At 55.8% G+C, this 25,644-nt stretch carries 16 protein-coding genes; 7 read left to right on the top strand and 9 right to left on the bottom strand.

The window, feature by feature from the left end; genetic code table 11:
• The first annotated feature begins 35 nt into the window (after positions 1-35).
• Positions 36-4,640, top strand: a complete 4,605-nt coding sequence (locus ACX3P5_RS20795) for an ATP-dependent helicase (RefSeq protein ID WP_458969281.1) — start codon at positions 36-38, stop codon at positions 4,638-4,640.
• On the opposite strand, the gene ACX3P5_RS20790 is transcribed toward ACX3P5_RS20795, so the two are convergent.
• Positions 4,624-5,538: a LysR family transcriptional regulator gene (locus ACX3P5_RS20790; protein ID WP_458969280.1), complete on the bottom strand. Its 915-nt coding sequence runs from the start codon at positions 5,536-5,538 to the stop codon at positions 4,624-4,626. The two genes, ACX3P5_RS20795 and ACX3P5_RS20790, sit on opposite strands and share 17 nt — an antisense overlap.
• Before the next feature lie 95 nt (positions 5,539-5,633).
• Here ACX3P5_RS20790 and ACX3P5_RS20785 point away from each other — a divergent pair, with 95 nt between their 5' ends.
• Positions 5,634-6,488: an aldo/keto reductase family oxidoreductase gene (locus ACX3P5_RS20785; RefSeq protein WP_458969279.1), complete on the top strand. Its 855-nt coding sequence runs from the start codon at positions 5,634-5,636 to the stop codon at positions 6,486-6,488.
• 42 nt (positions 6,489-6,530) lie between these two features.
• On the opposite strand, the gene ACX3P5_RS20780 is transcribed toward ACX3P5_RS20785, so the two are convergent.
• The 4 genes from ACX3P5_RS20780 to ACX3P5_RS20765 all read right to left on the bottom strand — a co-directional run bounded on the left by ACX3P5_RS20780 (position 6,531) and on the right by ACX3P5_RS20765 (position 11,455).
• Positions 6,531-8,030, bottom strand: a complete 1,500-nt coding sequence (locus tag ACX3P5_RS20780; RefSeq protein ID WP_458969278.1) for an alpha/beta hydrolase — start codon at positions 8,028-8,030, stop codon at positions 6,531-6,533.
• Between the two features lie 18 nt (positions 8,031-8,048).
• On the bottom strand, positions 8,049-8,615 hold the full coding sequence (gene pagP, locus ACX3P5_RS20775) for a lipid IV(A) palmitoyltransferase PagP (protein WP_233988503.1): 567 nt from the start codon (positions 8,613-8,615) through the stop codon (positions 8,049-8,051).
• A 295-nt stretch (positions 8,616-8,910) separates the two neighbouring features.
• A complete protein-coding gene (locus ACX3P5_RS20770; RefSeq protein ID WP_458969277.1) occupies positions 8,911-10,359 on the bottom strand; it encodes a sugar porter family MFS transporter in 1,449 nt (482 codons plus the stop codon).
• A gap of 193 nt (positions 10,360-10,552) precedes the next feature.
• Complete coding sequence (locus tag ACX3P5_RS20765; RefSeq protein ID WP_336756322.1) at positions 10,553-11,455, bottom strand: LysR substrate-binding domain-containing protein; 903 nt, start codon at positions 11,453-11,455, stop codon at positions 10,553-10,555.
• Positions 11,456-11,652: 197 nt separating this feature from the next.
• Between ACX3P5_RS20765 and ACX3P5_RS20760 the strand changes: the two genes are divergently transcribed.
• From ACX3P5_RS20760 to ACX3P5_RS20745, 4 genes are read left to right on the top strand one after another with little or no spacing between them, the layout of a single operon-like run.
• A complete protein-coding gene (locus ACX3P5_RS20760; protein ID WP_336756320.1) occupies positions 11,653-12,402 on the top strand; it encodes an SDR family NAD(P)-dependent oxidoreductase in 750 nt (249 codons plus the stop codon).
• A 53-nt stretch (positions 12,403-12,455) separates the two neighbouring features.
• Positions 12,456-13,754: an MFS transporter gene (locus tag ACX3P5_RS20755; RefSeq protein ID WP_233988510.1), complete on the top strand. Its 1,299-nt coding sequence runs from the start codon at positions 12,456-12,458 to the stop codon at positions 13,752-13,754.
• A 12-nt stretch (positions 13,755-13,766) separates the two neighbouring features.
• Positions 13,767-14,609 (top strand): transketolase, encoded by an 843-nt coding sequence (locus ACX3P5_RS20750; RefSeq protein ID WP_458969276.1) that lies wholly within the window; start codon positions 13,767-13,769, stop codon positions 14,607-14,609.
• 1 nt (position 14,610) lies between these two features.
• Positions 14,611-15,621, top strand: coding sequence for a transketolase family protein (locus ACX3P5_RS20745; protein WP_458969275.1), 1,011 nt, complete (start codon positions 14,611-14,613; stop codon positions 15,619-15,621).
• A gap of 1,617 nt (positions 15,622-17,238) precedes the next feature.
• Here ACX3P5_RS20745 and ACX3P5_RS20740 read toward each other — a convergent pair.
• The 3 genes from ACX3P5_RS20740 to ACX3P5_RS20730 all read right to left on the bottom strand — a co-directional run bounded on the left by ACX3P5_RS20740 (position 17,239) and on the right by ACX3P5_RS20730 (position 22,578).
• The gene (locus ACX3P5_RS20740; protein WP_458969274.1) at positions 17,239-18,210 is read right to left on the bottom strand and encodes a ParB family protein; all 972 of its coding nucleotides are present in this window, start codon (positions 18,208-18,210) and stop codon (positions 17,239-17,241) included.
• Positions 18,211-18,217: 7 nt separating this feature from the next.
• The gene (locus ACX3P5_RS20735) at positions 18,218-19,417 is read right to left on the bottom strand and encodes an AAA family ATPase (RefSeq protein ID WP_458969273.1); all 1,200 of its coding nucleotides are present in this window, start codon (positions 19,415-19,417) and stop codon (positions 18,218-18,220) included.
• A 2,231-nt stretch (positions 19,418-21,648) separates the two neighbouring features.
• The gene (locus tag ACX3P5_RS20730) at positions 21,649-22,578 is read right to left on the bottom strand and encodes a RepB family plasmid replication initiator protein (RefSeq protein WP_233988520.1); all 930 of its coding nucleotides are present in this window, start codon (positions 22,576-22,578) and stop codon (positions 21,649-21,651) included.
• A 473-nt stretch (positions 22,579-23,051) separates the two neighbouring features.
• Between ACX3P5_RS20730 and ACX3P5_RS20725 the strand changes: the two genes are divergently transcribed.
• Entirely contained in the window at positions 23,052-24,422 is a 1,371-nt protein-coding gene (locus ACX3P5_RS20725) for an aldehyde dehydrogenase family protein (RefSeq protein ID WP_458969272.1), read from the top strand.
• A gap of 3 nt (positions 24,423-24,425) precedes the next feature.
• Here the strand turns inward: ACX3P5_RS20725 and ACX3P5_RS20720 are convergent, their stop codons facing one another.
• Positions 24,426-25,637, bottom strand: coding sequence for an NAD(P)/FAD-dependent oxidoreductase (locus ACX3P5_RS20720; RefSeq protein ID WP_458969271.1), 1,212 nt, complete (start codon positions 25,635-25,637; stop codon positions 24,426-24,428).
• Positions 25,638-25,644 lie beyond the last annotated feature (7 nt).

The raw sequence follows: 25,644 nt of genomic DNA, 5'->3' as shown, positions 1-25,644 counted from the left end.
ACTGAGTCCTGCTGTTGGGTAACGCCAGAAATATCATGCCTGAATCCCGTCCTGATGATGCTTTAGCCCTGTTTTCGCCCGCGACGCGGCGCTGGTTTTCCACGACATTTGATGCTCCGACGCCGGTGCAACAGTCGGCATGGCAGGCGATTGCCAGCGGTCAGCACTGCCTGGTGATTGCCCCGACCGGCTCGGGGAAAACGCTGGCGGCCTTCCTGACCGCCATCGATTCGCTGTTCCAGGCCCGGGCACAGCAGCCCGCGCCCGATCGCGAATCCACCACCCGTATTCTGTATATCTCGCCGGTTAAAGCGCTGGCGGCAGATGTGCAGCGCAACCTCAATCTGCCGCTGGCCGGCGTGATGGCTGAACGTCAGCAACGGGGCGAGCCAGAGATCACGCTCAATGTCGGGATGCGATCCGGCGACACGCCAACGGCTGAACGGGCAAAACTGTTGCGACGGCCACCGGATATTCTGATAACGACCCCGGAATCGCTGTTTCTGATGCTGACCTCAAAAGCCCGTACCACGTTGCAGGGCGTGACCACGGTCATTGTTGATGAGGTCCATGCGGTAGCCGGATCAAAGCGCGGCTCACAGCTGGCGCTAAGCCTTGAGCGGCTGGATGCGTTGCTGCCGCAGCCCGCTCAGCGCATTGGGCTTTCCGCCACGGTACGTCCGGTCGAACGCGTCGCTGAGTTTCTCGGCGGCTGTCAGCCAACTCTGGTGGTGAATCCCGCCGCTGGCCGCATCCTGCATCTCAGCATTGAAGTGCCGGTAACCGATATGACCGATATCGCCAGCGATCCGAATCCCCATAGCGGCACAGGTCAGCCCAGCGGATCGATCTGGCCGCATATCGAGACCCGCATTCTGCGGCTGGTCATGGCGCATCGTGCCACGCTAGTGTTCGCTAACTCACGCGGACTGGCAGAAAAACTCACCGCGCGACTGAATGAACGTTACGCGGCGCAGCAGCAGACAGAAAGTCTGCGCCAACCGGCGCAGCACTATGATTCGTTTTCCGGCGGCAGCCAGAACCGCAGCGACAGCGCGCCCGCGGTTATTGCACGATCTCACCACGGCTCGGTGTCGAAAGAGCAGCGCAGCGAAATTGAATCGGCGCTGAAACAGGGCGATCTGCGGTGTGTGGTGGCGACATCGAGCCTGGAGCTCGGCATTGATATGGGGCCGGTTGATCTGGTGATTCAGGTGGGTGCACCGTTATCCGTCGCCAGCGCGCTGCAACGGGTTGGCCGGGCCGGACATCAGGTGGGCGGCGCTTCCACCGGGATTCTGTTTCCGCGCACCCGCCGCGATCTGCTTGATGCGACGGTGATGGTGCAATCGATGCAGGCCGGGCAGCTTGATGCTCTTTCACCGCCGCGTAACCCGCTGGATATTCTGGCGCAGCAGACGCTGGCTGCCGTTGCCATGGAGCCCCTACAGGCGGATGCGTGGTTTGAACGGGTGCGGCGTGCCAATCCGTTTCGCACCCTCTCTCGCCGCCTGTTCGACGCCACGCTGGATATGCTGGCCGGTAAGTTTCCGTCGGATGATTTTACGCATCTGCGTCCCCGTCTGGTCTGGGATCGCCAAAGTGGCCTGTTAACGGCCCGGCCTGGCACCCAGCATCTGGCCGTCACCAGCGGCAGCACCATTCCCGATCGCGGCATGTTCAGCGTCATCCTGCCTGAAGGCGAAGAGCAATCGGGATCGCGGCGGGTCGGCGAACTGGATGAAGAGATGGTTTACGAATCGCGGGTTAATGACATCATCACCCTCGGGGCGACATCCTGGCGTATCCAGCAGATTACTCACGATCAGGTCGTGGTCGTACCGGCACCGGGTCGCTCAGCGCGCCTACCGTTCTGGCGCGGTGAAGGCGTTGGCCGGGCGGCAGATTCAGGTGCCAGCCTGGCGGTGTTTTTGCGTCAGCTTGATCACGCGACGCCCGAAGATGCACAACAGCATCTGCACTCCCTCGGGCTGAATGATCATGCCGTCTCGAACCTGCTGTCGTTAGTGGCTGAGCAGCGCGCTGCCACCGGCGTTTTGCCTGGCGATCGCACCCTGGTAATCGAACGCTGCCGTGATGAAACCGGTGACTGGCGGGTGATCCTGCATTCACCCTGGGGACAACGCATCCATGCGCCCTGGGCGCTGGCGATCGCGGCCCGCATCCAGCGGCGGCTGGGCATAGATGCTTCAGTGGTCGCCAGCGACGACGGCATCATCGCCCGCTTTCCCGATAGCGAAGGCCGGGTACCGGGCGCGGAACTGTTTGTTTTTGATGCCGATAGCCTGACGCAGCAAGTCTCTGACACGATAGGCAGCTCGGCGCTGTTTGCCGCCCGCTTTCGGGAATGCGCTTCACGCGCCTTGCTGCTGCCAAAGCGGAATCCGGGTAAACGTTCTCCCCTGTGGCAGCAGCGGTTACGGGCCGGTCAGCTGCTGGAAGTGGCTCGCCAGTATGAAGATTTCCCGATCCTGATCGAAACCGCACGCGAATGCCTGCAGGATGTCTATGATTTGCCCGCGCTGCACCGCCTGATGAAACAGATCCAGCAGGGAAGCGTGCAGTTTGTTGAGGTGATCACTGAACACCCTTCGCCGTTCGCAGCGCCGCTGTTGTTTGGCTATGTGGCCGAATTTCTCTACGCCAGCGATGCGCCACAGGCTGAACGCCGCGCTTCACTGCTGGCACTCGACAGCAACCTGCTGGGTGAACTGCTCGGCCAGACGGATAAAGGTGAATTACTGGCACCTGCCGTGGTTGAGCAGCTAGAGCAGGCATTACAGCGTCTGGACCCGCGCTATCAGGCACAGCATGTTGAAGGCATTGTGGATCTGCTGCGCGAGCTGGGTCCGCTGTCACTGAATGACATTGAGGCGCGTTTCAGCGGCGATCCTTCACAGGCGGTCGCGGCATTAGAGCAGTTTGAAGAAACCCGGCGGGTGATTCGCGTCACCGTTGCCGGCGAGGCGCGCTGGGCGGTGGTGGAAGATGCTGCCCGTTTGCGCGATGCGCTGGCTACCCGCATTCCCGATAACCTGCCTGCCACCTTTTTACAACCGCTCTCCGATCCGCTCCGCGACCTGATCACCCGCTATGCCCGAACCCATAGCCTGTTCAGCGCGCAGCAGCTCGCCGATCGCTATGGATTAGGCGTGGCGATAGTCAATAAGGCACTGCGCCCGTTACGCGAGCAGGGCACTCTGCTAAGCATCGCCGCCGGGCCGGACGCGGCGGCTGGCGTCTGGGTTGATGCTGGCGTGTTTAAACGGCTGCGGCTACGTTCACTGCAATCAGCGCGTGAGGCGACGCGTCCGGTCGCGCCTGCTGCCTGGGTAACGCTGTTGCTGGAGCGGCACGGCGTGCTTAATCCGGCGGCCGCCTTTACCCTTGAATCCTCAACGGTGGCGCAGCCGCTGTATGAGGGTATTGATGGCCTGGCGCGGGTGATAGAGCAGCTGGCGGGCGTGGCGCTGCCTGCTTCGCTGTGGGAGTCGCAAATCCTTCGCGCCCGAATCCGTGATTATCAGCCCGCGATGCTGGATGAACTGTTAGCTAACGGCGAGGTGCTCTGGTGCGGGCATAAGGCGCTGGGACACAGCGACGGCTTGATTTCGCTCCATCTCGCCGAATTTGCCGCTGAAACGCTGCCGCCATCTGACTCAACGCAGTCACCGACAGCCTTGCAACAGGCCATTCTTGAGGCGCTCAGCCACGGCGGCGCGTGGTTCGCCCACGAGATTATGGCAAAACTGGCGGGACCGGAGACGCCGCCATCCGGCGATATTTATGCCGCCTTATGGCAACTGGTGTGGCAGGGCGACATCACCACCGATACCTGGACTGCGGTGCGTGGGCTGCTGGGCTCGCCGGGCGGGACACGCTCCCGGCCGACGCGCGCGCTGCGTAGCCGTCATGTGCAGCGATTCGCACCGTCAGCCCCGGCGGGGCGCGGTCCGGGCGTTAATACCATTGCCGGACGCTGGTCACGTCTTGTCCGGCGAGATATTTCACCGACACGTCAGGCCCTGGCGCTGGCCGAAAACATGCTCGACCGCTACGGCGTCATTACCCGCGGCAGCGCAATTTCGGAGCAGATCCCCGGTGGTTTTCCTGCATTGCAGCCGGTATTGCGCGGTATGGAGGATGCCGGACGGATAATGCGTGGACGCTTTATCGCTGGTGCAGGCGGCGCGCAGTTCGCTGACGCCCTGACGATTGAGCGCCTGCGTGAACTGGCACAGCAACCGGCCGACCCCACCGCCGCGGTAGCGCTTGCCGCCATGGACCCGGCGAATCCGTTCGGTGCCACGCTTGGCTGGCCGGTTCATCTGACCGGCACTCGCCCGGTGCGGCGGCTGGGTGCGCGGGTCGCGATCGTGGGTGGCGAGCTGGCGCTCTATCTGCCGCAGGGCGGAAAAGATCTGCTGATCTTTACACCGGATGAAGCGCAACAGCAGGCCGCCATCGCCGCACTGGCGCTGGCGCTGAAGCGCGAAAGATCGCTGAGCTTTACGCTGGAAACGGTAAACGGTCAGCCGGTATCGCAGTCGCCATTACTCAACGCCCTGCGCCATGCCGGATTCTCCCGCGTGCCACAGGGATTCAGCTGGTACGGCTGAGATTATCTTCACGAACAAAATCGATAAAAGCCTGCAGCGGTGCCGGAATTAACCGGCGGTCATTGTAGTAGAGCCACGGGCCAGAGAAGCTCAGCCACCAGGGCTGTAGCAGCGGTTCCAGTTTTCCGTTGTCAAAACAGGGCTGCAGCCACTCCTCAAACAGATAAATAATGCCGCTACCGGCAATAGCCGCCTCAACCGCCAGATCCATCGCTCCGCCAACGCTCACCACCAGCGGTCCGTTCACCTGTACAGTGACGTCATTGCCATCCCGGCTAAATTCCCAGTCCGGCATGACGCCGCTGGCATATCGGCCCCGCAGACAGCGATGATGGATCAGATCGCGCGGATGATCGGGACGGCCATATCGGGCAAGGTAAGCCGGTGAAGCGGCGGCGGCAAACCGCTGGCGACGTGGGCCAATCGGCATCGCTACCACATCCTGCTCCAGCCGTTCATCGTAGCGGATGCCCGCATCGCAACCGTCACGAAAGACATCCTGAACGTTACTTTCCGCCACAATCTCCAGTTGAATGTCGGGATACCGCTGCAGAAACTCCGGTAATAACGCCGGTAACACCAGCCGCGTGGCGCTGACCGGTACGTTGAGCCGCAGCGTACCGCCTGGCGTATTGCGGTAGAGATTGATCGCATCCAGCGCGGCGTTGACCTCATTCATTGCCGGAAGCAGACGATCCATCAGCGCCCTGCCCGCTTCCGTTAACACCACCGTCCGCGTGGTGCGGTGAAATAACCGGATACCGAGTTGCTGTTCGGCACGGCGAACCGCATCGCTCAGACGTGACGCGTTACTGCCGGTCACCCGGGCCGCCTCACGAAAACCACCGGCTTTTGCCACCGCCACGACCGCCTCCAGTAACGCTATCTCTACCGCCATTGTGCAGCACTCCGTACAGTCTGTCCTGATCTGACCGGATAGTTGCACAACAGGAACCCCGTTACAATCAATCTACATTCACGCAGGAGGTTTCCATGTCACACACCACCATGACCTATCCGCTGGGCGATCGTAATGTTAACCGTCTGGGCTACGGCGCTATGCAACTGGCGGGACCGGGCGTCTTTGGTCCGGTCAAAGATGAAGCGCGGGCCATTCAGGTACTCCGCGATGCGGTGGCCGCAGGCGTTAATCATATCGATACCAGTGATTTTTACGGCCCGCACGAAACCAACCAGCTCATCAATAAAGCGCTGCATCCCTATCCGCAGGATCTCTGCATCGTGACGAAAGTCGGCGCCCGGCGTGATGCTAAAGGTGGCTGGCTGCCCGCGATGGAACCCGACGCGCTGACCCAGGCGGTAGAAGATAACCTGCGTCATCTTGGGCTGGATGTCATCGAGGTGGTGAATCTGCGCAGTATGTTTCAGGTGTTTGCGCCGCAGGAAGGTTCGCTGGAACCGCAGCTGGCAGCCCTGCTGGAACTCAAAGCGCGCGGGTTGATCCGGCATATCGGCCTGAGTAACGTGACGCCGAAGCAGGTCGCTGACGCGCAGGCCATGACGCCGATTGTCTGCGTGCAGAACATGTATAACCTGGCAAACCGGCAGGATGATGCGCTGATCGATCAGCTGGCCGAGCAACAGATCGCCTACGTGCCCTTCTTCCCGCTGGGAGGTTTCTCGCCGTTGCAGTCGACGCAGTTAAATGAGGTCGCCGCCGCACTGAATGCCACGCCGATGCAGGTCGCGCTCGCCTGGCTGTTGCGCCGTTCGCCAAACATTTTGCTGATCCCCGGCACCTCATCTCCCGCGCATTTGCAGGAAAATCTGGCCAGCGCTCAACTGACGTTAAGCGATGAGATCATGGCAAAACTCAACGGTATCTGAGCTATTCGCCCGCCTCGCGGGCTTTTTTTTGGCTGAACGGTGTCAGAACTGCTTCAGACACTCCACCAGCGAGGGCCGATCGCTACAGCGGATGTGGTGATCAATTCTGTCGATCATATAGGGGTAAAACGGGTTCGATGTGGCGCGCATGATCGAGTCAAGACCGACAATCAGCACCGCACTCTCGCCCCGCAGCGACAGGGTGCCGAAGCTGATGCCAAACTCATTTTTGATGGCTGGCTCACTGCCATATAAGCCATCCTGCGCCGGAAACGGGATCGCGACGTGGGAGAGTGAATAGAGACCGGCAGGATAATTGATCGCCAGCGGCAGCGTCTGCTCGCTGATCTCACCGGCTGGTACTGTTTTCGTCACCATGTTTAACGAGGTGGCCGTGGCGTTAGTGATCACCGTTGAGGTATATAAACGACGGGCAGCCGGCAACAGCTGATTAACCGCGGTGTAGGAGGAGTGACGGAACAGCGGGCTGACGCTGACTGCCTGATTGATATCAAACAGCACCAGTTCGCTGCCATTATCCGGCAGGTAGTTATAGAGAGATCGGATCACCGACGGGGTGCTGACGGTGGAATCCATCACCGACTGGAAGGTCAGTACCGGCGGAAAGGTCGCCAGTTGCTGTTGACGTGACGCCTGCACAATCTGCTGTTGCAGCGCCTGCGTTAACAGGTAGGTCTGGCGAGCAGCGTGAACCGGAAAGGAGTTGTACTTAAAGGGATTGAACTCCGGCACGATGTTCAGCCAGGCCGTTTTAGAAAAAGCCGGAAAAATCGACGGCAGCCCCGCGACACCGGCAAAGCGGGCGAAACGGGTTACGCCTATCATCGGCGACAGCAGGATCAGCTGTTGCGGACGGCGTAAATGGTGATCGGTCAGACTGTCCAGCGTGTACTTCACCGCCAGCGCGCCGCCGTTGGAAAAGCCAACCAGGTGCAGAGGCGTCTTCTCACCCGCCAGCCGGGTCGCCTCACGCACCGCTAACCGTGTCGCCGCCAGCCAGTCCTGCCAGTCTACATCCGTCAGCCCGGCCGGCACCGTGCCGTGACCGGGTAACCGCAGTGCCACCGCCACATAGCCCTGCTGGCGGTAGGCTTCCGCCACGTGTCGCAGGCTATAGGGGCTGTCGGTCAGGCCGTGCAGCAAAACGACCGCTCCCCGCGGTACGCCAGCGGGTCGCAGAATATAGGATCGGTTCCAGTCGTGACTGAAATTTTCGGGATAGATCAGGCTACGAGCATAGTAGCGGTTAAGCGGCGTTTTCTCGTCCGCTTCCAGCTTGTCGCTGACCTGCTGCTTCATCTTATCAAACAGCCGGTTTTCCGCCGCCAGATAATCGGCATAGCTGGCCTGATCAAGCTGCTCAACCGTTAATTCATCCGGTACCCAGGTGTGCCAGCGATGTAATTCCGGACCGCGCTCAGCCTCATATACCCGGAAGATCAGCAACAGCACCACGATCAGTCCTGCGCCGAGAAGGCAGCGTTTGCTCCAGCGGGCGATTTTTTTTAACGTCCTGGTCATGCATCCTTACCTGAAAAATTAAAAGCCATAACGAAGCCATGCAAATAAGACATTGCCATTGTTGTAGGTGCCGGGAATATAGGTGAACTGCACATTCAACGCTTTATAACCGGCAGAGAATAGCGGCAGGACGATTGGCAACGGGATATATCCGCCGAAATCGTCACGAGCCGTAATACCCGCGGTTAATCCCGCGCCTAACCGGAAATCGTGATTATCACCGGGATACCAGCCCTTCTCCCAGCCGTAACCCACAATCGGTTGCCACTCGTTATGCGAGTCTTTAAATGCCATCGCGTATAACGCATTCCAGTTGCCGTTCTCATCATATCGCGACACACCCAGCCCGCCGCCCCACGGCATCTCGTTATAGTGGTCGGTTTTCTCTTTGTCATACATAAAACGGGCATGCCAGCTGATAAAGGGCAGATAGAGATCGGTATGCTGCGGTGCATTCCAGGTCTGCGCGACATCGTCCGTCACCCCATCCCACCAGGATGACAGAGACGAGACGGCTGTTTCAGCATAGAGCGGACCGACAGCCAGCGATGCAGCAAGCAATACCGTTGCGGTTGCAATTTTCATGACAGGTCCCGTCAGCGCGCGGTGGTGATGACGAATGAGTATAGCGCAGTCCTTAACGCGCCGATTGTCACCGGTCATGCTTCGCTTAAATAGCGGATAATCTGGCTTATTCCCCAGAGGATCAGTAATGAAGAGGCTGCTTTCAGACCGTACTCAGCAGAATTTCAGGCTGAAATCGCCAAGGGTGAAGGTATAACGACCACTGATTACAGTGAATGTCTGAGTGCTACAGTTGAGGGTTAACGGTGAACAGCAGGAAGAAAGAACCGGACTGGAGCCAGTCCGGTTCGGAGGATCAGGCTTCAGCAGCCAGGGATTTTTCGCTAAACTTCTCTTTCATATGGGACTCAATCTCTTCCAGACTTTTACCGCGCGTCTCAGGAACCATCGCCATCACAAAGATCAGCGAGCCGACGTTAATCGCAGCAAAGATAAAGAAGGTGGTGCTGCCGGCATATTCCATGATGGGTGGAAAGCCAAAGGCGACTATCGCGTTAAAGATCCACTGTAATGAGACGGCGCTGCCGGTTAACACGCCGCGCAACTGCATCGGGAACAGTTCCGACATCATCAGCCAGTAGACCGGTGAAATGCACATCTGCATACAGAACAGGAACAGCAGAATACAGCCCAACGCGAGGTAGCTTTGCATCAGGCTCGGGCTGATGAAGGTCATCACCGCACCCAGCATAATCTGCGAGGTGATGACCAGACACAGGCCGGTGATCAGCATCGCCCGACGAGGGAAACGGCTGACCGCCCAGATTCCCACAATCGCCGCCACGACGGAAACGACGCCGTTGCCGATGGTTGCGGCGATCGAGGCGCTGGTGCCAAGACCGGTCTGCTTGAGGATGATAGGCGTGTAATACATAAAGCCATTAACCCCGGTAAACTGCGCCACGAAGCCCAGACCGACGCCGATAATCATCAGGCGTATCACCCACTTCTCGCGGATCAGGGTTTTTGCATCAGGACCCCGTTCCGCTTCCCGCGCCTGCTTCTTCATCTGCGCCATTTCATGACGCACTTCTCGCGGCGTTTCACGCAGGTATTTGAGGATCTTTTTCGCTTCTTTCAGGCGACCTTCCGCCACCAGCCAGTGCGGTGACGCCGGAACAAAGAAGGTTCCGATAAACAGCAACAGGCCAGGCACCATCGCGATGGCCAGCATGTAACGCCACAGATGCGGATCGTGCAGCAGATAACTCAGCAGCGTACTGGCCACGTAGGCGATCAGCTGACCGGTGACAATCATCAGTTCATTACGGCTGACCAGCGGCGCACGCAGTCGTGGGCCGGCAATTTCAGCGATGAACACCGGCACGGTCGAAGAGCCGCCACCCACCGCGATACCGAGCAGGAAACGCATCGCCACCATCACATTGACCGATGGCGCCAGCGCCGTGCCCAGCGAGCCAAGCACAAACAACACAGCCAGGCTGCGCAGCGTGATACGGCGACCAAAGCGATCGGAGAAGAAGCCGCTCAGGAACGAACCGATGGCCGCACCGAACACCAGTGAAGAGGCGACCAGCCCTTCGGTGAAGGAGTTCAGCCCAAGTCCGCCCTGATCCGGCGGAGAAGTCATGTAAGGTAAGGCACCGGAGATAATCCCGGTGTCATAACCGAACGCCAGCGCACCCATAGTGGCAACCAGCACCACAAGAAAAATACGCTGGCGTACCGTGTCGGCAGGCGCGTGTTCGCCCGCTTCACCCGCGTCTGGTCTATTCGTACTCATAATTACCCTGCCATTAACAAGTTAAACATCCGTTGATGAAATTTCATACGGAATAAAATTGGAACATATTTACCGATTGGGAGATGAAGTGTAGACGGTATTTATCACTTAGCTTTAGCAATGCGTCTTTTCTGGCGGGATAATTAATTACAAAACTCAGGGAAATAGTGGCGAACCGAAATTATTTTTAACATTAAATTAACGTATTCAGTTCGTGCTGGATCCAGTTCAGGAAATGACTGACGCGGGGAAACTGCGCAAATCCGCGCGGATAGACCAGGTGGTGCGCGCTGACCGGCAGGCTATAGGGCTCTGGCAGCACTCTGACCAGTTTACCGCTGCGTAGATAATCTTCAGCCAGCAACTCACTCTCGAAAATAAGCCCGTGCCCCAGCATGGCGGCTTCAAGACTCATATAAGAGCGGTCAAAGCGAAATAACCATTCTCTGTCCGGCTGGGGTAATTGTTGAGCAGCGAACCATTGTGGCCACTGAATAAGCGGTGATTCCGATAATATCAGCGCGTGATGAATGAGATCCCCGGCCTGATTAACGGGAAAGCGTTCAAGATAATCGGGCGAAGCCAGTACCGACATCCTTTCATGGCGGATGGTTTTAATCTCAAACGATTTCCAGTCCGGGAAACCGTGCCGCACCGCAAGATCAATATTATCGCGACTGAACGATAAATTTTCATAGGAGCAGGAGAGCGTTAGCTGAAATTCCGGGTAGCTGTCGCGAAATTTATGAATCCGCGGCAACAGCCACAGCAGACCGAAACTCGGCGCGCAGTGAATCCGCAGATTACTGCGCGTCTTCTCGTTACTGATGCGCGCCGTCGCCTGCGCCAGGCCCAGCAGTATCGGGCTGATTTCTTTAAGGTAATGTTCGCCTGACAGCGTCAGCACCACGCCTTTAGCCGAACGATTGAACAGGCTGCAACCGAGTTCCCGTTCCAGTTTTGCCAGCTGATGACTGGCCGCCGAAGGCGTAATACTTAATTCCTCCGCCGCACGCGCCACATTGCCAAAATGGGCCACCTGCTCAAACACCCGCAGTGATTTAATCGAAGGTAAGTGGTCAGCCTGCTTGTCCATTGGTCTCTCCGTGACGGAAATATGTGATGTATGCCCGTTTCTAAACCGCAGAAATGTTAACTGCATCAAACCAACAAATTCATTCAGCATCAAATGAATTTTTTTGCATTGCCAATATCGACGGCTTTATCAATTCTGATCGTGACCCTGCCGGTAGCAATACCGAACCACTAATAATTATTCTTCTGGAGTGGACCATGTTACTTGAAAATAAAGTCGCGATTATCACCGGTGCAGCTTCCCAACGCGGGATTGGCCGTGCAACCGCAGCCTGCTTTGCGCAGCACGGCGCCCGCGTGGTAGTGCTGGATTTGGATTTACAGGCCGCTCAGGCCAGTGCGCTGGCCTGTGGTGACGGTCATCTGGGGCTGGCCGCAGACGTGACCGATCCGCTTAGCGTTCGCCGGGCAATCGATCAGGTCCTGAAGCACTATGGCCGGATAGATGTGCTGGTCAATAACGCCGGGATTACGCAGCCGGTGAAAACGCTGGAGATTGGCCTTGAGGATTACAATCGCATTCTTGATGTTAATCTGCGCGGCACTTTGCTGATGTCACAAGCGGTGATCCCCACCATGCAGCAGCAAAAGAGCGGCAGTATTGTCTGCCTCTCGTCGGTTTCCGCACAGCGCGGCGGCGGTATTTTTGGCGGCCCGCACTACAGCGCAGCCAAAGCTGGCGTGCTGGGGCTCACCAAAGCGATGGCGCGCGAATTTGGCCCCGATCAGATCCGTATCAATGCGCTTACGCCCGGTCTGATTCAGACCGACATCACCGGCGGTCTGCTGCAGGATGAACGTCGTCACGCCATTATTGACGGTATCCCTCTTGGCCGCCTCGGCGCAGCCAGCGACGTCGCCAACGCTGCGCTGTTCCTCGCCAGCGATCTCTCCAGCTACCTGACCGGCATCACGCTGGACGTCAACGGCGGCATGCTTATCCATTAAAAGCGCCCTGCCCTGCCCGCATTACCGGCGGGCTCACACCGGGAGTGACTATCATGAGCACGCTTAACCTGAGCGCAGCTGCGGCTGCGCGCGATATCACCTATCGCAAAATTGCCTGGCGATTAATGCCGTGGCTGATGCTGTGTTATCTCTGTGCCTATCTTGACCGCGTGAATGTCGGCTTCGCTAAATTACAGATGATGGAAGATCTGTCACTGAGCGAGACGGTATATGGTCTGGGTGCTGGCATCTTTTTTATCGGCTATTTCTTTTTTGAAGTCCCCAGTAATCTGATTCTGCATCGGGTCGGCGCTCGCCGCTGGATCGCCCGCATCATGATCACCTGGGGTTTTATCTCAGCCCTGTTCGCCTTTGTTGAAACTGCATGGCAGTTCTATCTGCTGCGTTTCCTGCTTGGCGTGGCAGAAGCCGGACTCGCGCCCGGTCTGCTGCTCTATCTCACCTACTGGTTCCCCGCCAGCCGCCGCGCCCGCATGACAGTGCTGTGGTTTATCGCCATTCCGCTTTCCGGGATGCTTGGTGGCCCGCTCTCTGGCTGGATTATGGCAACCTTTGCCGGTTTCCACGGCTGGGCCGGCTGGCAATGGATGTTTCTGCTGGAGGCTATCCCTACCATTGCTATGGGTTTAGTGGTGTTGCTGGTGCTGAAAGATCGGGTTGAGCAGGCGGACTGGCTGGATGATGACGAAAAGCGCCGAGTCCGCGCCGACCTGGATGAAGACAATCAGCAGAAGGCTTGTCACAGCACGGTTAAAGCATTCGTTGCGGATAAGCGTCTCTGGCTGCTGGCGCTGATCTACTTCTGCGTCGTGATGGGACAATATGCCCTGACCTTCTGGTTACCGACGCTGGTCAGAAATTCCGGCGTCAGCGAGCCGCTGCATATTGGCTTCCTGACCAGCCTGCCCTACCTGTGCGCCATCATTTTTATGCTGCTGGCCGGTCGCAGCGGTGACCGTCATCGTGAACGCCGCTGGCACCTGATCATTCCGATGCTGGTGGGACTGAGTGGATTGTCGCTGGCAACGCTGCTGAGCCATAGCGTCTCTCTGTCGCTGCTCTCACTGTGCATTGCCGCCGCCGGGATTCTCTCTGCGTCTTCACTGTTCTGGATGCTACCGACCAATCTGCTGGGTGGCGTCTCTGCTGCCGCAGGCATCGCCGCGGTGAACTGCATTGCCAATCTGGCCGGCTTCTTTTCGCCGTGGCTGATTGGTGCCATTACCACGGCAACCGGTTCACCCGCATCAGGAATGTATTTTATCGCTGCCGTACTGCTGGGTGGCGCGCTGTGCGTGCTGCGCATCCGGGCAGCGGATGTTAATCGTTAATCAGGAGGTAATATGACTGACCATCTGCACGCGTCTTCCGGTCTCTCACTGCAGCAACGCGCTACCAATATTCGCCGCCACGCGTTATTGATGGGCCAGGTTCAGGGACAGGGCTATATCGGTCAGGCGCTCGGCGCGGCCGATCTGCTCGCCGTCAGCTATTTTCATGCCATGAACTATCGCGCCGATCAGCCTGACTGGGAGCAGCGCGACCGCTTTTACCTGTCGATTGGGCATTACGCTATCGCCCTGTATGCGGCTCTGCTGGAAGCTGGCGTGATACCGGAAGCCGAACGTGAGACTTACGGCACCGATGAAAGCCGCTTGCCCATGTCCGGCATGGCAGCCTATACGCCGGGCATGGAAATCACTGGCGGTTCGCTCGGGCATGGCTTAGGGATCGCCGTTGGTGCCTGTCTGGGCCTGAAGCAAAAAGGATCTGCTTCGCGGGTCTTTAACCTGCTCTCTGACGGCGAGCTGAACGAAGGGTCAACCTGGGAAGCGGCGATGTCCGCCTCACACTGGAAACTGGATAATCTGATCGCCATCGTTGATGTCAATAATCAGCAGGCGGATGGCCATAGCAGCGAGATCCTGGCCTTTGAACCGATTGTGGATCGCTGGCAGGCTTTTGGCTGGTATACGCAGCGGGTGGATGGCAATGACATCACGGCTTTACAGTCAGCGTTTGATGCAGCGCTCAACTGGGCTGAACCGCAACCACGCGTGATTATCTGTGATACCCGGATGGGCAAAGGTGTCTCGTTTCTGGAGAGCCGTGAGAAAACGCACTTCATCCGGGTTGATGCCGATGAGTGGGACAAAGCCCTGACTGCGCTTGAGCAAGGAGTCTGAGATGAATTTACAACCGCAAAAAAAACGCCTGACCACCTCGGCAATGATCGCGTCGATAGCCGCAGAGGGACAGCCAACACTCTCAGCACCGTTTGGTCATACGCTGGTCTCGCTGGCGCAGCAACGACCGGATGTGGTCGGAATGACGGCGGATTTAAGCAAGTACACTGACCTGCATCTGTTCGCCGACGCTTTTCCGGAACGCTTCTATCAGATGGGCATGGCGGAGCAGTTGCTGATGAGCGCAGCGGCTGGCATGGCGCGTGAAGGCTTTACGCCGTTCGTGACGACCTACGCGGTATTTGCGTCACGGCGCGCCTATGACTTTATCTGTATGGCTATCGCCGAAGAGAATCTGAATGTCAAAATTGCCTGTGCGCTGCCGGGCTTAACTACCGGCTACGGACCCAGCCATCAGGCCACGGAAGATGTGGCGATTTTCCGCGGGATGCCTAATCTCACCATCATCGATCCTTGTGATGCGCTGGAGATCAGTCAGGTCGTTCCGGCTATGGCCGAGCATCAGGGACCGGTTTATCTGCGCCTGCTGCGAGGTAAGGTCCCACTGGTGCTGGATAAATATGATTACCGCTATCAGCACGGTAAAGCCCAGCGCCTGCGTGGCGGCAAACATGCGGTGATCATCAGTAGTGGGCTGATGACGATGCGGGCTCTGGAAGCCGCCGAAGCGCTGGAGAAGCAGGGTATTGAGGTAGGCGTAGTGCATTCACCCGTCATTAAACCGCTGGATGAAGCGACTATTCTGCGCGAAGCCGGTGAGGCGGTTGATGCTAACCGGCTGGTGATCACCGCAGAAAATCATTCAATCGTAGGTGGATTAGGGGAAGCCATTGCGGGTCTGCTAATGCGTAACAGCGTGATGCCGCGCTTCAGGCAAATCGCCTTGCCGGATGCTTTTCTGGCAGCAGGCGCGCTTCCAACGCTGCATGACCGCTATGGCATCTCAACCGAGGCAATGATCAGGCAAATCACCGCTTGGCTGGAGGCGTAATCCACAGTAAAACCGGGCCGGGCCCGGTTTTTTTTCGTCTTATAAACTGTCGTAGCCGGGGCGAAGCTGAATCAGCGCTGCCTTCAGCTGATTGCAGTGGTCAGCGAATCGGGTCAGCCAGTGATCCTGATAAGAGTGAAGCGCCAGCGGCTCCCGTGTTCGCATCCCGCCTGGTAAAATTATCGCTATCCGATAAAAGCTAAAAACTGGCTATTCACTGTAAACAGTATCTGGCCCGGACCCGTGGTTCGCTACCGGCAGGACGACAAGCAATCGGGGCAGAAGAGGTTATCTGGCATCGGTGACATTCCTGTTTACCGATCGCAGTGAATGGGAGATCAGGCGCTGCTATCTCAACTCATATCCTGAATGCGTGGTAAGCATGACAATGCGCTGACAACCTGAAAGTCGATGAAACCTGTTAAAAAAGTGCTGACATAAAAACCTGTTTCATCAACGGGAAAAAAGTTATCCACTTTTTCTGTGGATAACTGAGGGATATTTTCTGAGTATCTTTTTTTACCCCGGTTTGTTGCGCTTCTGGCTGACCGGTACCGCTTAACCTGAGGCTGTTTTCCAGAGACCTGTTGCCAATAGATTGGCCGGAATGGCCTGAAATTCTGGCGATTTCAGGCTGAAATCCTTCTGATTATTGGAATTAAATCAATATGTTATCTATGAAATCCATCTGGCGCGGCGTTTGGCTTCCGAACGTCAGAGGTGCGCAAACAAGCGCTGAGCCGTCTGGTCGTGCGTTAAGGAACCTGAAGTAAAAATTGATTGGTTACTAATGAACCAGCGTTAGAATTAATGATGTTGCATTGTCATCTTTAGTGAGTGACCGGCAAGCTGGCACGTTAATAACTCATCTTCCTGATTCAATGAATAGCCCCGGTCATAGAGGCTTCACTTTTGACTGTGTCATCCGCTGACAGGATTTCCCCGCAATGCTGGCATCAGTGCATTGGTTCTTTCATCACTTTGAACTGCTGGCCTGCATCATCTTTGCCGTAAGAGTTAAAGCAGCCGACCATCGTTGCTTTAACGATCAAGACCAAAAGCGTAAATCATCGCTGATTCTAAACGGTGGCGTTAGTAGCCAATGTCAGCGAAATTTCAGGCAAAAAACACAGCGATTTCATGCGAAGTTTTGACGGTGATAAATTGGCTTTATCTATATTTAACAACAAGTTAGATTTGAAATTTTCGATGATTTTCTGGCGATTTCAGCCTGAAATTCGGCTGAAATCGCTGTAGCCAAGGTATTTCCCGTCAAAAAACCCGCTCTGAAGAGCGAATAGTGATCAGTTAAACGACAGGTGATAACGCAGAGTGGTACCGCTGGTGCAGAAGTCTACGCCGGGAAGCATGGAGAGTTCGGGGCCGGGCAAAATGGTCGATCGCCGAACGGTACGCCGGCACGACGTCAAAGCCAAAAATAACGCGTGAGCGGCGCGAGCACGGCCCGGCCCGGCAGCAGCAGAAGCGCTCAGGCCCGCACTCCGGCACACGCGCGCAGAAAAAAAGCTGCCACGTTTGAGCGTGACAGCCTTTGCAAATTTAACCTTAACTGACGAGCATTCGCTCTGAAGCGTTGGTTTTTTAACGGATGAAGCGTTAACGGGCGAGATATTTTTTCAGCGTCTCTGCAATGACTTTATCCAGCTCTTCCTGCAGCTCTTTTGACTGTCGGTTGAACTCATAGCTGAACATCCGGCCACGAACTTTTTTGCGAGCGAAGCGATCCTTGTCTGCAAATGACCAAAGCGTCGTTGCCTGGGTTTTGTCTTTCTCAGGCTCTTTCATCAACGTCTGGCTGCCCTGGCGAATCAGACGCAGGATGTGATTTTTGAGCTCATCCTCAGCCAGGCCGTCACGCGCACAGACCACATCAATCTCCATAGAGATCGAATCAATCAGTGCTTCTACAGTTTGTCCGGACTCGCTCAACTTATCGGCCGCCTGCAACAGCGCTTTATAGTCCGGATAGGTGAGTTCAGAATGATTAGGAAACAGTGAAATCAAATCAGAGGGTACGCTGGCCGCCTGCAAAGCGCGCGTCACTTTGGCCTGAGATAAGCCCTGATTTTCGGCAATCTCTTTCTGCGACAGGCCACCTTCTTTTAGCGTTAACAGGCGCATCCCGACTTCACGCAGGTTATGTTCACGCGCAGTCTGGATATCCTGTGCCAGACGACGCGCTTCCTCTGCGCTGATTTCAGCGTCACTGATCAGAACATCCAGACCCGTTTTGCAATAAATAGCCGCAGCACGACGGCGTGAACCATCCAGGATCTCAATGCGGTCATTACGCATGATGCCGATAGCCGGGAAAAACTGTTGCAGCTTGATAGTGCGAATGATGTCACGCAGCGAATCCGGCGTGAGCCCGGCCTGGTCACGGCCGTTCGTTTCCATCGTGACTAATGTTTTCGTTTCGACTTCATTTGCCGCAATGCGCTCAAAGCGAAACAGCGCACGTTTACCGGTGGCCAGCACAAAGGTCTGGCTGTGCTGTTCATCACTCTTATCATTTTCCAGCGGCGTCTGGCTGAAGGTTCTGCCAATCGTAATTCTTTTTGCGCTCATACAAACCTCAGTTCAGGCGAATAAATTCGATACGGTCAAATACCGCTTTAGCAAAATCCTCAGCAGCTGAGCGCGCATTTTTCAGCGCTTCGCTACTGCCGACATAGGTCGAAGGATTTGCCGAGATTACGGTGTCGAATGACTCACCGCACCGTTCGAAGCCGTCAAGGCGGGGAAGGGCTGCGTCCAGCATGTCACCACCAAAGATTTCCTTGGCGAGACTGTGGCACAGTTTGTGGTCCGCCTTGTTAGAGAGTTTCGACATAAAGCCGATGTTGCCCTGCAGGCGACAGGTCGCGCCCGAATCTTCGATGATGCCAATCAACTCCGGTAAACGGGTCAGATACTTCAGAGTTGAATGGAAATCGACCTGAGCAGGCGGCACCGGCGTCATCAGGAGATCCGACGCGGCTATGGCGTTCTTCAGAAACGCATCCAGATGTGGACCACTATCAATGAAGATAAAGTCGTAATCTTTCTTCAATTTAGCAATAACGTTGTCATACAACACGGAATGGACGTTTTGCCCAGGCAGATGTTCAGCGCACAGCTCGTCCCAGCGTGAGGCAATAAACGCATCGTCGATTGAAGCGGGCAACACATCAACGCCCGGAATAATCGACGGCACGATAAATTCATTCACCAGCTCATCACGGGAGACGTTCTGCAGCATCGCCTGGGCCGCCGTAGCTTCGACCAGACCGACTGAACGTTCATGATTCAGAAACATGGTAGCGGACGATTGCGGATCGAGATCAATCACCAGAATACGCAAATCTTCAAATAAAAGATGAGGATGCGCGCGCAGTGCATGTGCCAGCGAAACGGTTGATACGGTCTTAGAGACGCCACCTTTAAGGTTACCGACAAACAGGGTGTAAGCGTCGGTATGGCGGTCGCGATACTTAGGTACGCCACGATGGTGATAGATATCGATGATATTCTGAATCGACATCGCGTACTTTACTGACGATCCGGCTGCACGCTTATCGAACTGATAGCCGCTCTCCTCCATCTCGTTAACCGCATAATCCACACTGGCTCGGGTCAATTTAGGCAACTTGGCTAACGCCGCTTTGGCATAGACCTGATAGTAGGTGTTTTCATGTAACTCTTGTTTTTGCGCCTGAATTTGCTCGGTAAGGCTTAACAACATGCGTTCTGAACGCTGCGCCACCTTCATTACCTGCTTATCATCGTTAGCCATAGTTGCTCCGGACATGTAGGATTTATGACTTTATACAGAAATCCTGCACATGAGGCAATAATTTATCCTATCAACGTAATCTGCGTATCTGTGTAGTCAGAGTGGTTATGGTGAGGTTCATCACATTATTTTTACATTACTGTCTGTATCGGCGCATTCTCACAGACCGAAATGTTCACTGTAATCAGTAAAACACTGGCAGAACATTCACTGTAATCAGTAACAGGTCAGGCAACGGGCAGAACGCGGGCGGGATAGCGGATGGTTGGACAGAGTCGCGGATAGGTGGGCAAGAGAGAGCTGGATAAGGGCACGGAGTTGCTGGCTGATATGATAAAAACATTCACTGTAATCAGCGGACCCTAAGGAAGCCTGTTGTGATCTTTAAAGGATGGTTATGAAAGAAAAGGGTGGGGCCGCAAATTTTGTCTGAACCATCATCAGCTGAACGCAGGGTAGTGAGCCGGGATGGCGCAGGTGTTCAGCCAACTGTCTGCTGTAACGTTCACTGTAAGCAGTAGAACAGACCAGTGGCGTTGCAGAGAGAGGTTCCATGACATCAACTCAAACGTTCACTGTAGTCAGTAGTTTCTCACTTCTGGTTTGGCTTATTTTCTCAAGGCGACGCAAACATTCACTGTAATCAGTAAAATTGAGCCTGAACGCTGCAGTTTGGTTAATTGCCAGGCACAGTAAAACTGACTCGCGTCGGGATAGAGATGCTGAACGGTGAACAAACCCACAAACGTTCACTATAATCAGTAGCGCAGTAGCCGGAGGCTGACTCTGCGTTCACTATAATCAGTAAAAAGCGCGCCCCGAGCATAACGTTCACTGTAGTCAGTAAACTGCATACGGCCAACCTGCCTTCCTGTTGCGGCAAGGGTGATGCGATGCTGACCGCCTCTGAATGCCTGGCCGGGTAGGGCGGATACTACTCTGGCGGCGCCAGGCCCTGCGTTCTGAGCCCTGCGTTCTGAGCCCTGCGTTCTGAGCCCTGCGTTCTGAGCCCTGCGTTCTGCGTCCTGAGCCTTGCGTTCTGCGTCCTGAGCCTTGTGCCCTGAGCCTTGTGCCCTGAGCCTTGTGCCCTGAGCCTTGTGCCCTGAGCCTTGTGCCCTGAGCCTTGTGCCCTGAGCCTTGTGCCCTGAGCCTTGTGCCCTGAGCCTTGTGCCCTGAGCCTTGCGTCCTGAGCCTTGCGTCCTGAGCCTTGTGCCCTGAGCCTTGTGCCCTGAGCCCTGCGTTCTGAGCCCTGCGTTCTGAGCCCTGCGTTCTGAGCCCTGAGCCCTGCACCAATAGCGCAATATTCATTAAGGATGCGGCAAAGCAGGCATGACTCGCTTAATTGCAGCAACTGCCTTCTGAGCGCAGCGTCGCCTGGTCAGGGCTGGGATAGCGATCAGTAAGCCCGCCTCTCACGCTTTCATCCCGATACTGACTGCAGTCAACAACCCGATCTGCCCGTGGTCTTTCAGAGACTACTACGCTGCAAACATTCACTGTAATCAGCAACACGTTCACTGTAATCAGCCAGCCATTCTCAGCACCCGCTCGTGCCACCAGAAAACATCGCAGTCTGGCTTGCGTGACCAACCTGACAAGGCGAAGAGGAACGTTCACTGTAATCAGTAATCCGTTTCCACAGTTGCAGAGCTGAAAAACAGCCTAACCCCAATGCCAGCCGCTCTTCAATGCCACCAGCCGGTTTGACCCGATACTTCAGGTGTTCACTGTAATCAGCAATTCTGCGAACCCTGTCACGTTTGTCACTGATTGCGCTGTAAAAACAGGGTTGTGAGCGTAATGCTCATCCCATACCGCACAGTTTTTTTATAATTATTATTTTTCAATGATTTAGAATTAAGTGTTCACTGTAACGAGTAATATGGCGTGTTAAAGCGTTCACTGTAATCAGTAAACAGCCTTGAGTCGTCAGGCACGTTCACTGTAATCAGTAAAACGGTTAAACGCAGCGATAAGGTAATCACCAATATATTGAAGTAAGCACTAACTAACATGCAAATTACTGTTACATATGGAATTTAAAAAGGGGTAGCGCCAGATACGTATCTCGCCATAGCGGCGACTGCTGAATACAGTGAACGTTACTGATTGCAGTGAACAGGGGGAAGGATGCTGATTACAGTGAACAGCTGAATCTGGCATGCAGTGTCACTTTCAGGCGGGAAGTGACACTGCAACGCGCGGGTACTGATTACAGTGAATAGCAGAGGCTACTCGTCAAATTCAATCTCATCCAGCGAATCGATGCTCTCAAGATTGCTGATACCATCAAGTTTCGGGGTACGGCTATGGATGATGAAGAAGACCGAGCGGCCACGCTTCACCTCAGAATAATCAAGATAGCCAATCTCTTTCAGTTGTTCCATTGCGCGTCGTACCACATGATTCTGAGTGGTGGTCTTGGAACCCAGGTTCAGACGCATCCGCAAGCGGGCAAGGGAGATAGGTGCAGGATTAGTCGGCAGGCTTTCAAGAAAAGTATAGAGCGCCTGAGCAGACTCTTTACGCTTGAGCCGTGATATCGCCCGGAGCTGCAATAACACTTTGTGATCGAAATTATAGAGCTCAAACAGCTTGGGGTCCGCCTGGATACGCACGATATCCTTTTCGCGATCGTAATAGGCCGACTGCACAAGGTGGGTATGATACGCCTTTCCGTTGCCTTCAAAGGATAAGGTATTGGTTGCAATGCGGCGTAATGAAGCATCCAGACGCTTACGCAATGCGGCAGAAGAGTTGGCTGAAGGGATGCCGCACATTTTCACAAAATCGATAAACGGCAGCGTCACCGTGTCGCCTTTGGTCGGATAACGTGAAAATGACTGAATGATGCCAGCCCAGGTTTTAAAATCGTTATCCATATCCAGCCGCGCGCCGGTGATGGTAATCTTTTCATACCCTTCAGCTTTAACCAGCGACAGATTCTTCAGCTCTTTGGTGGCGTCCGTTGATGCCATGGCACCGGATTTGCCGCGCGCTGTCGATTTCAGCGTCGGAACAAACAATCCGAGCCGCATTAAAGCAACAGGCTGAACCGTATTATTCTTGTTGGGATGAAGCTGAATAACTTCACCGCTGTTTTTGGTCACCGACAGAAAAGGTTCTAGTAACGCTTTGTTTTCACTATCTTTATCTGCCATAGCTTGAGATCTTCATTCTGTGGATGAAAGGGATCGTTTTCTGACTACAGTGAACATTAGCACTGTTTATAGTGAACATTCTACCTGGTACAGTGAATAAAGTACTGATTACAGTGAACACTTTACTGATTATAGTGAACGCGATCACCCTTTCAGCCCTTGTGGGGTGCGGCCTGCGACGATCGGGGATCTCTTAGGATCTCTATATGATCTCTTTAGGATCGTTATATAGGAACTAATCACTGTATAAGTGGATAACCTCTCACGGTTCTTATCAGTATGCACGTCAGAGAACATCCTCAGGATCATTACCGAGATCGCTGCCACAGCAACGATCAATGACCTCACACTGAAAACGACCCGACACTTATCGTTCTCAATTAATAAAGAACTTCCTCACTATTATTCATTTTTCATCACTAATTACCGGGCGTATGGTGATGTGACTGTCTACTGAATAAGGAAAGGGTGCCATGACTGACTATGCTATCTCTCGTAACCCCACCACAGGCGAAGAAATTGGCCGCTATCCGCTGCAGAACAGCAGTGAACTGGAAAATGCGTTGCGCCGCAGTGCAGACGCTTTTTCACAGTGGCGACACAGCGCGATGGATCTTCGGGTTAAGGTATTGCGTCAACTGGGCGAGCAGATCCGTCTGCGCGAACCGGACCTGTCGCGCATGATCACCCTGGAAATGGGTAAACCGATCGCTCAGGCGCGAGCTGAAGTGCTTAAATGTGCCAATCTGTGTGACTGGTACGCGGAAAACGGACCGGCAATGCTGGCTGACCAGCCCACTCAGGTTGCGGATGCATGGCAGCGATTCCGTCCGCTCGGCGTGATCCTGGCAGTAATGCCGTGGAATTTCCCTCTGTGGCAGGTTCTGCGAGGCGCAGTGAGTATGCTGCTGGCAGGCAACACCTATCTGCTTAAACACGCGCCTAACGTCATGGGAAGCGCAACGCTGATGGCTGAGCTGTTTGACGCCACCGATCTGCCGGCGGGTGGTTTTAACCTGATCAATGTCGATAACGACGGCGTCTCCGCCGCCATTAAAGACGATCGTATCGCGGCTGTCGCGGTAACCGGTAGCGTACGAGCCGGAGCGGCTATCGCTGCGCAGGCGGGTGCAGCACTCAAGAAAACCGTATTAGAACTGGGCGGCTCCGATCCCTTTATCGTGCTGGCGGATGCCGATCTGGATGAAGCCGTCAAATCAGCAGTGATTGGCCGTTTTCAGAACACCGGACAGGTCTGCATGGCGGCGAAACGTTTTATCGTGGAAGCGCCGGTTGCTGAAGCGTTCGAAAAGCGCTTCACCGCGGCCGTTCAGGCTTTAACGATGGGCGATCCGCTGGATGAAAATACTTTCCTGGGTCCGATGGCCCGTACCGATCTGCGTGATGAACTGGATCAACAGGTACAGGCCACGCTGCGCGAAGGCGCTCGTCTGGTGCTGGGCGGCGAAAAGGTGGCGGGGCAGGGCAACTTCTACGCGCCGACCATCCTGTCAGATGTGACCTCTGAGATGACCGCTTTTCAGCAGGAGCTGTTCGGACCGGTGGCGGCCATCGCCGTGGCGCGTGACCCGCAACATGCGCTGGCGATCGCCAACGACAGTGAGTTTGGATTAAGCGCAACAGTCTGGACCGCCAATGAAGAGATCGCCGATCAGCTGGCGTTGCAGCTGGAAGTAGGTGCCGTATTTATCAACGGCAACGGCGCTTCCGATCCACGAGTGACGATCGGTGGTGTGAAGAAAAGTGGCTACGGTCGTGAACTGTCACACTTTGGCGTGCATGAATTCTGTAACGTTCAGACCGTCTGGAAAAATCGCCGCTAAGATTTACTGCGCCGCCGGAAGATAAGCAGGCGCAGCGTTTTTATCATCTTCAATAAGCGGGCGCACTAACCGATCCGGTGCAAAGTCAGTCAGCATCGCCGGACGTGCGCCGCTTAACATCTCCCCGGCGACCAGCCTGCCGAGTAGCGGTGCCAGCGTCATGCCGCTGTGACTGACCATCAGATAAACCCGCGCCAGCCCGCTGACATATCCTATCGCCGGCAAGCCATCCGCCGGACGGGATCGCTGTCCCACCTCAATCCGCTCGATGCGCGCATCCTGACTGTTAGCGAACAACCGGCGCAGTCGCCGCAGCATTTCGTTCCCGATCATCCCATCCACCGCCACCGGACGCGCCGGATCGGCATGCTGATCCAGATCCAGCGCCTGCAGCATCAGGCGGCCGCCGCCATCGGGCCGGACATTCAGCTCCGGCGTAATAATATTGCTGCTGAGCTGAATCGGCAGCGGCTGTGTATAAGCCAGAAAGCTACAGGCGGCAGGGTTGGCCCGGTTAGCTTCGGTCATCGCCAGTTCAAAACCGCACTGCGCCAGCAGTTCGGCGGACCAGCGGCCGGTCGCCAGCACCAGCTGATCGCCCTGCCAGCGCTCGCCACTGGCAAGCGTCAGATCAACACCCTGATCGGAGGTGGACAGTGTGGTCACTTCGTCATGGCAGACCAGTTTAGCGCCCAGCGTCCGCAGATCGGCCAGCATCCGGGCAATGAACAGGCTGGGATAGAGCAGGCATTCAGAGGAGAAGAACCAGGCATTCTGCACCCGGGGATCGGGCCGCAGCTCCGGCAAAGCAGCCTGCAGCCTGGCGCGATCCCAGCTTTCTGCCGGGTAGCCGAGCGCCCTGAGCTTAGCCACGCGCTGTTCCAGCTGGCGATGAATGGCCGGATGCGCCGCCCACTCCAGCGTGCCGGTTTCCAGCAGCCAGGGCGCAGGCGCAGGATGCTCTGCCTGCCAGCGCTTATGCTCGTCAATCGCCGCTGCGTTGAGCCGGTGATAACTGGCGGGATCTTTGCCGTTAGCATTGACCCAGCCGTAGCTGATCTGGCTGGTGCCGCTTCCGGGGTAGCGTTTGTCAAAAACCGTGACCTGCGCGCCCTGGCTGGCCAGCGATCGCGCAACCGCTAAGCCCAGCACGCCGGCACCGATCACGGCAATACGTTGTGGTGCAGTGTGTTGTCGCACAGTCTTTTGAGGCATAGTCAGT

Source organism: Pantoea sp. S-LA4 (assembly GCF_054482835.1).
The sequence above is the reverse complement of the archived record's forward strand: the minus strand, read 5'-3'. Positions and strand labels throughout refer to the sequence as shown.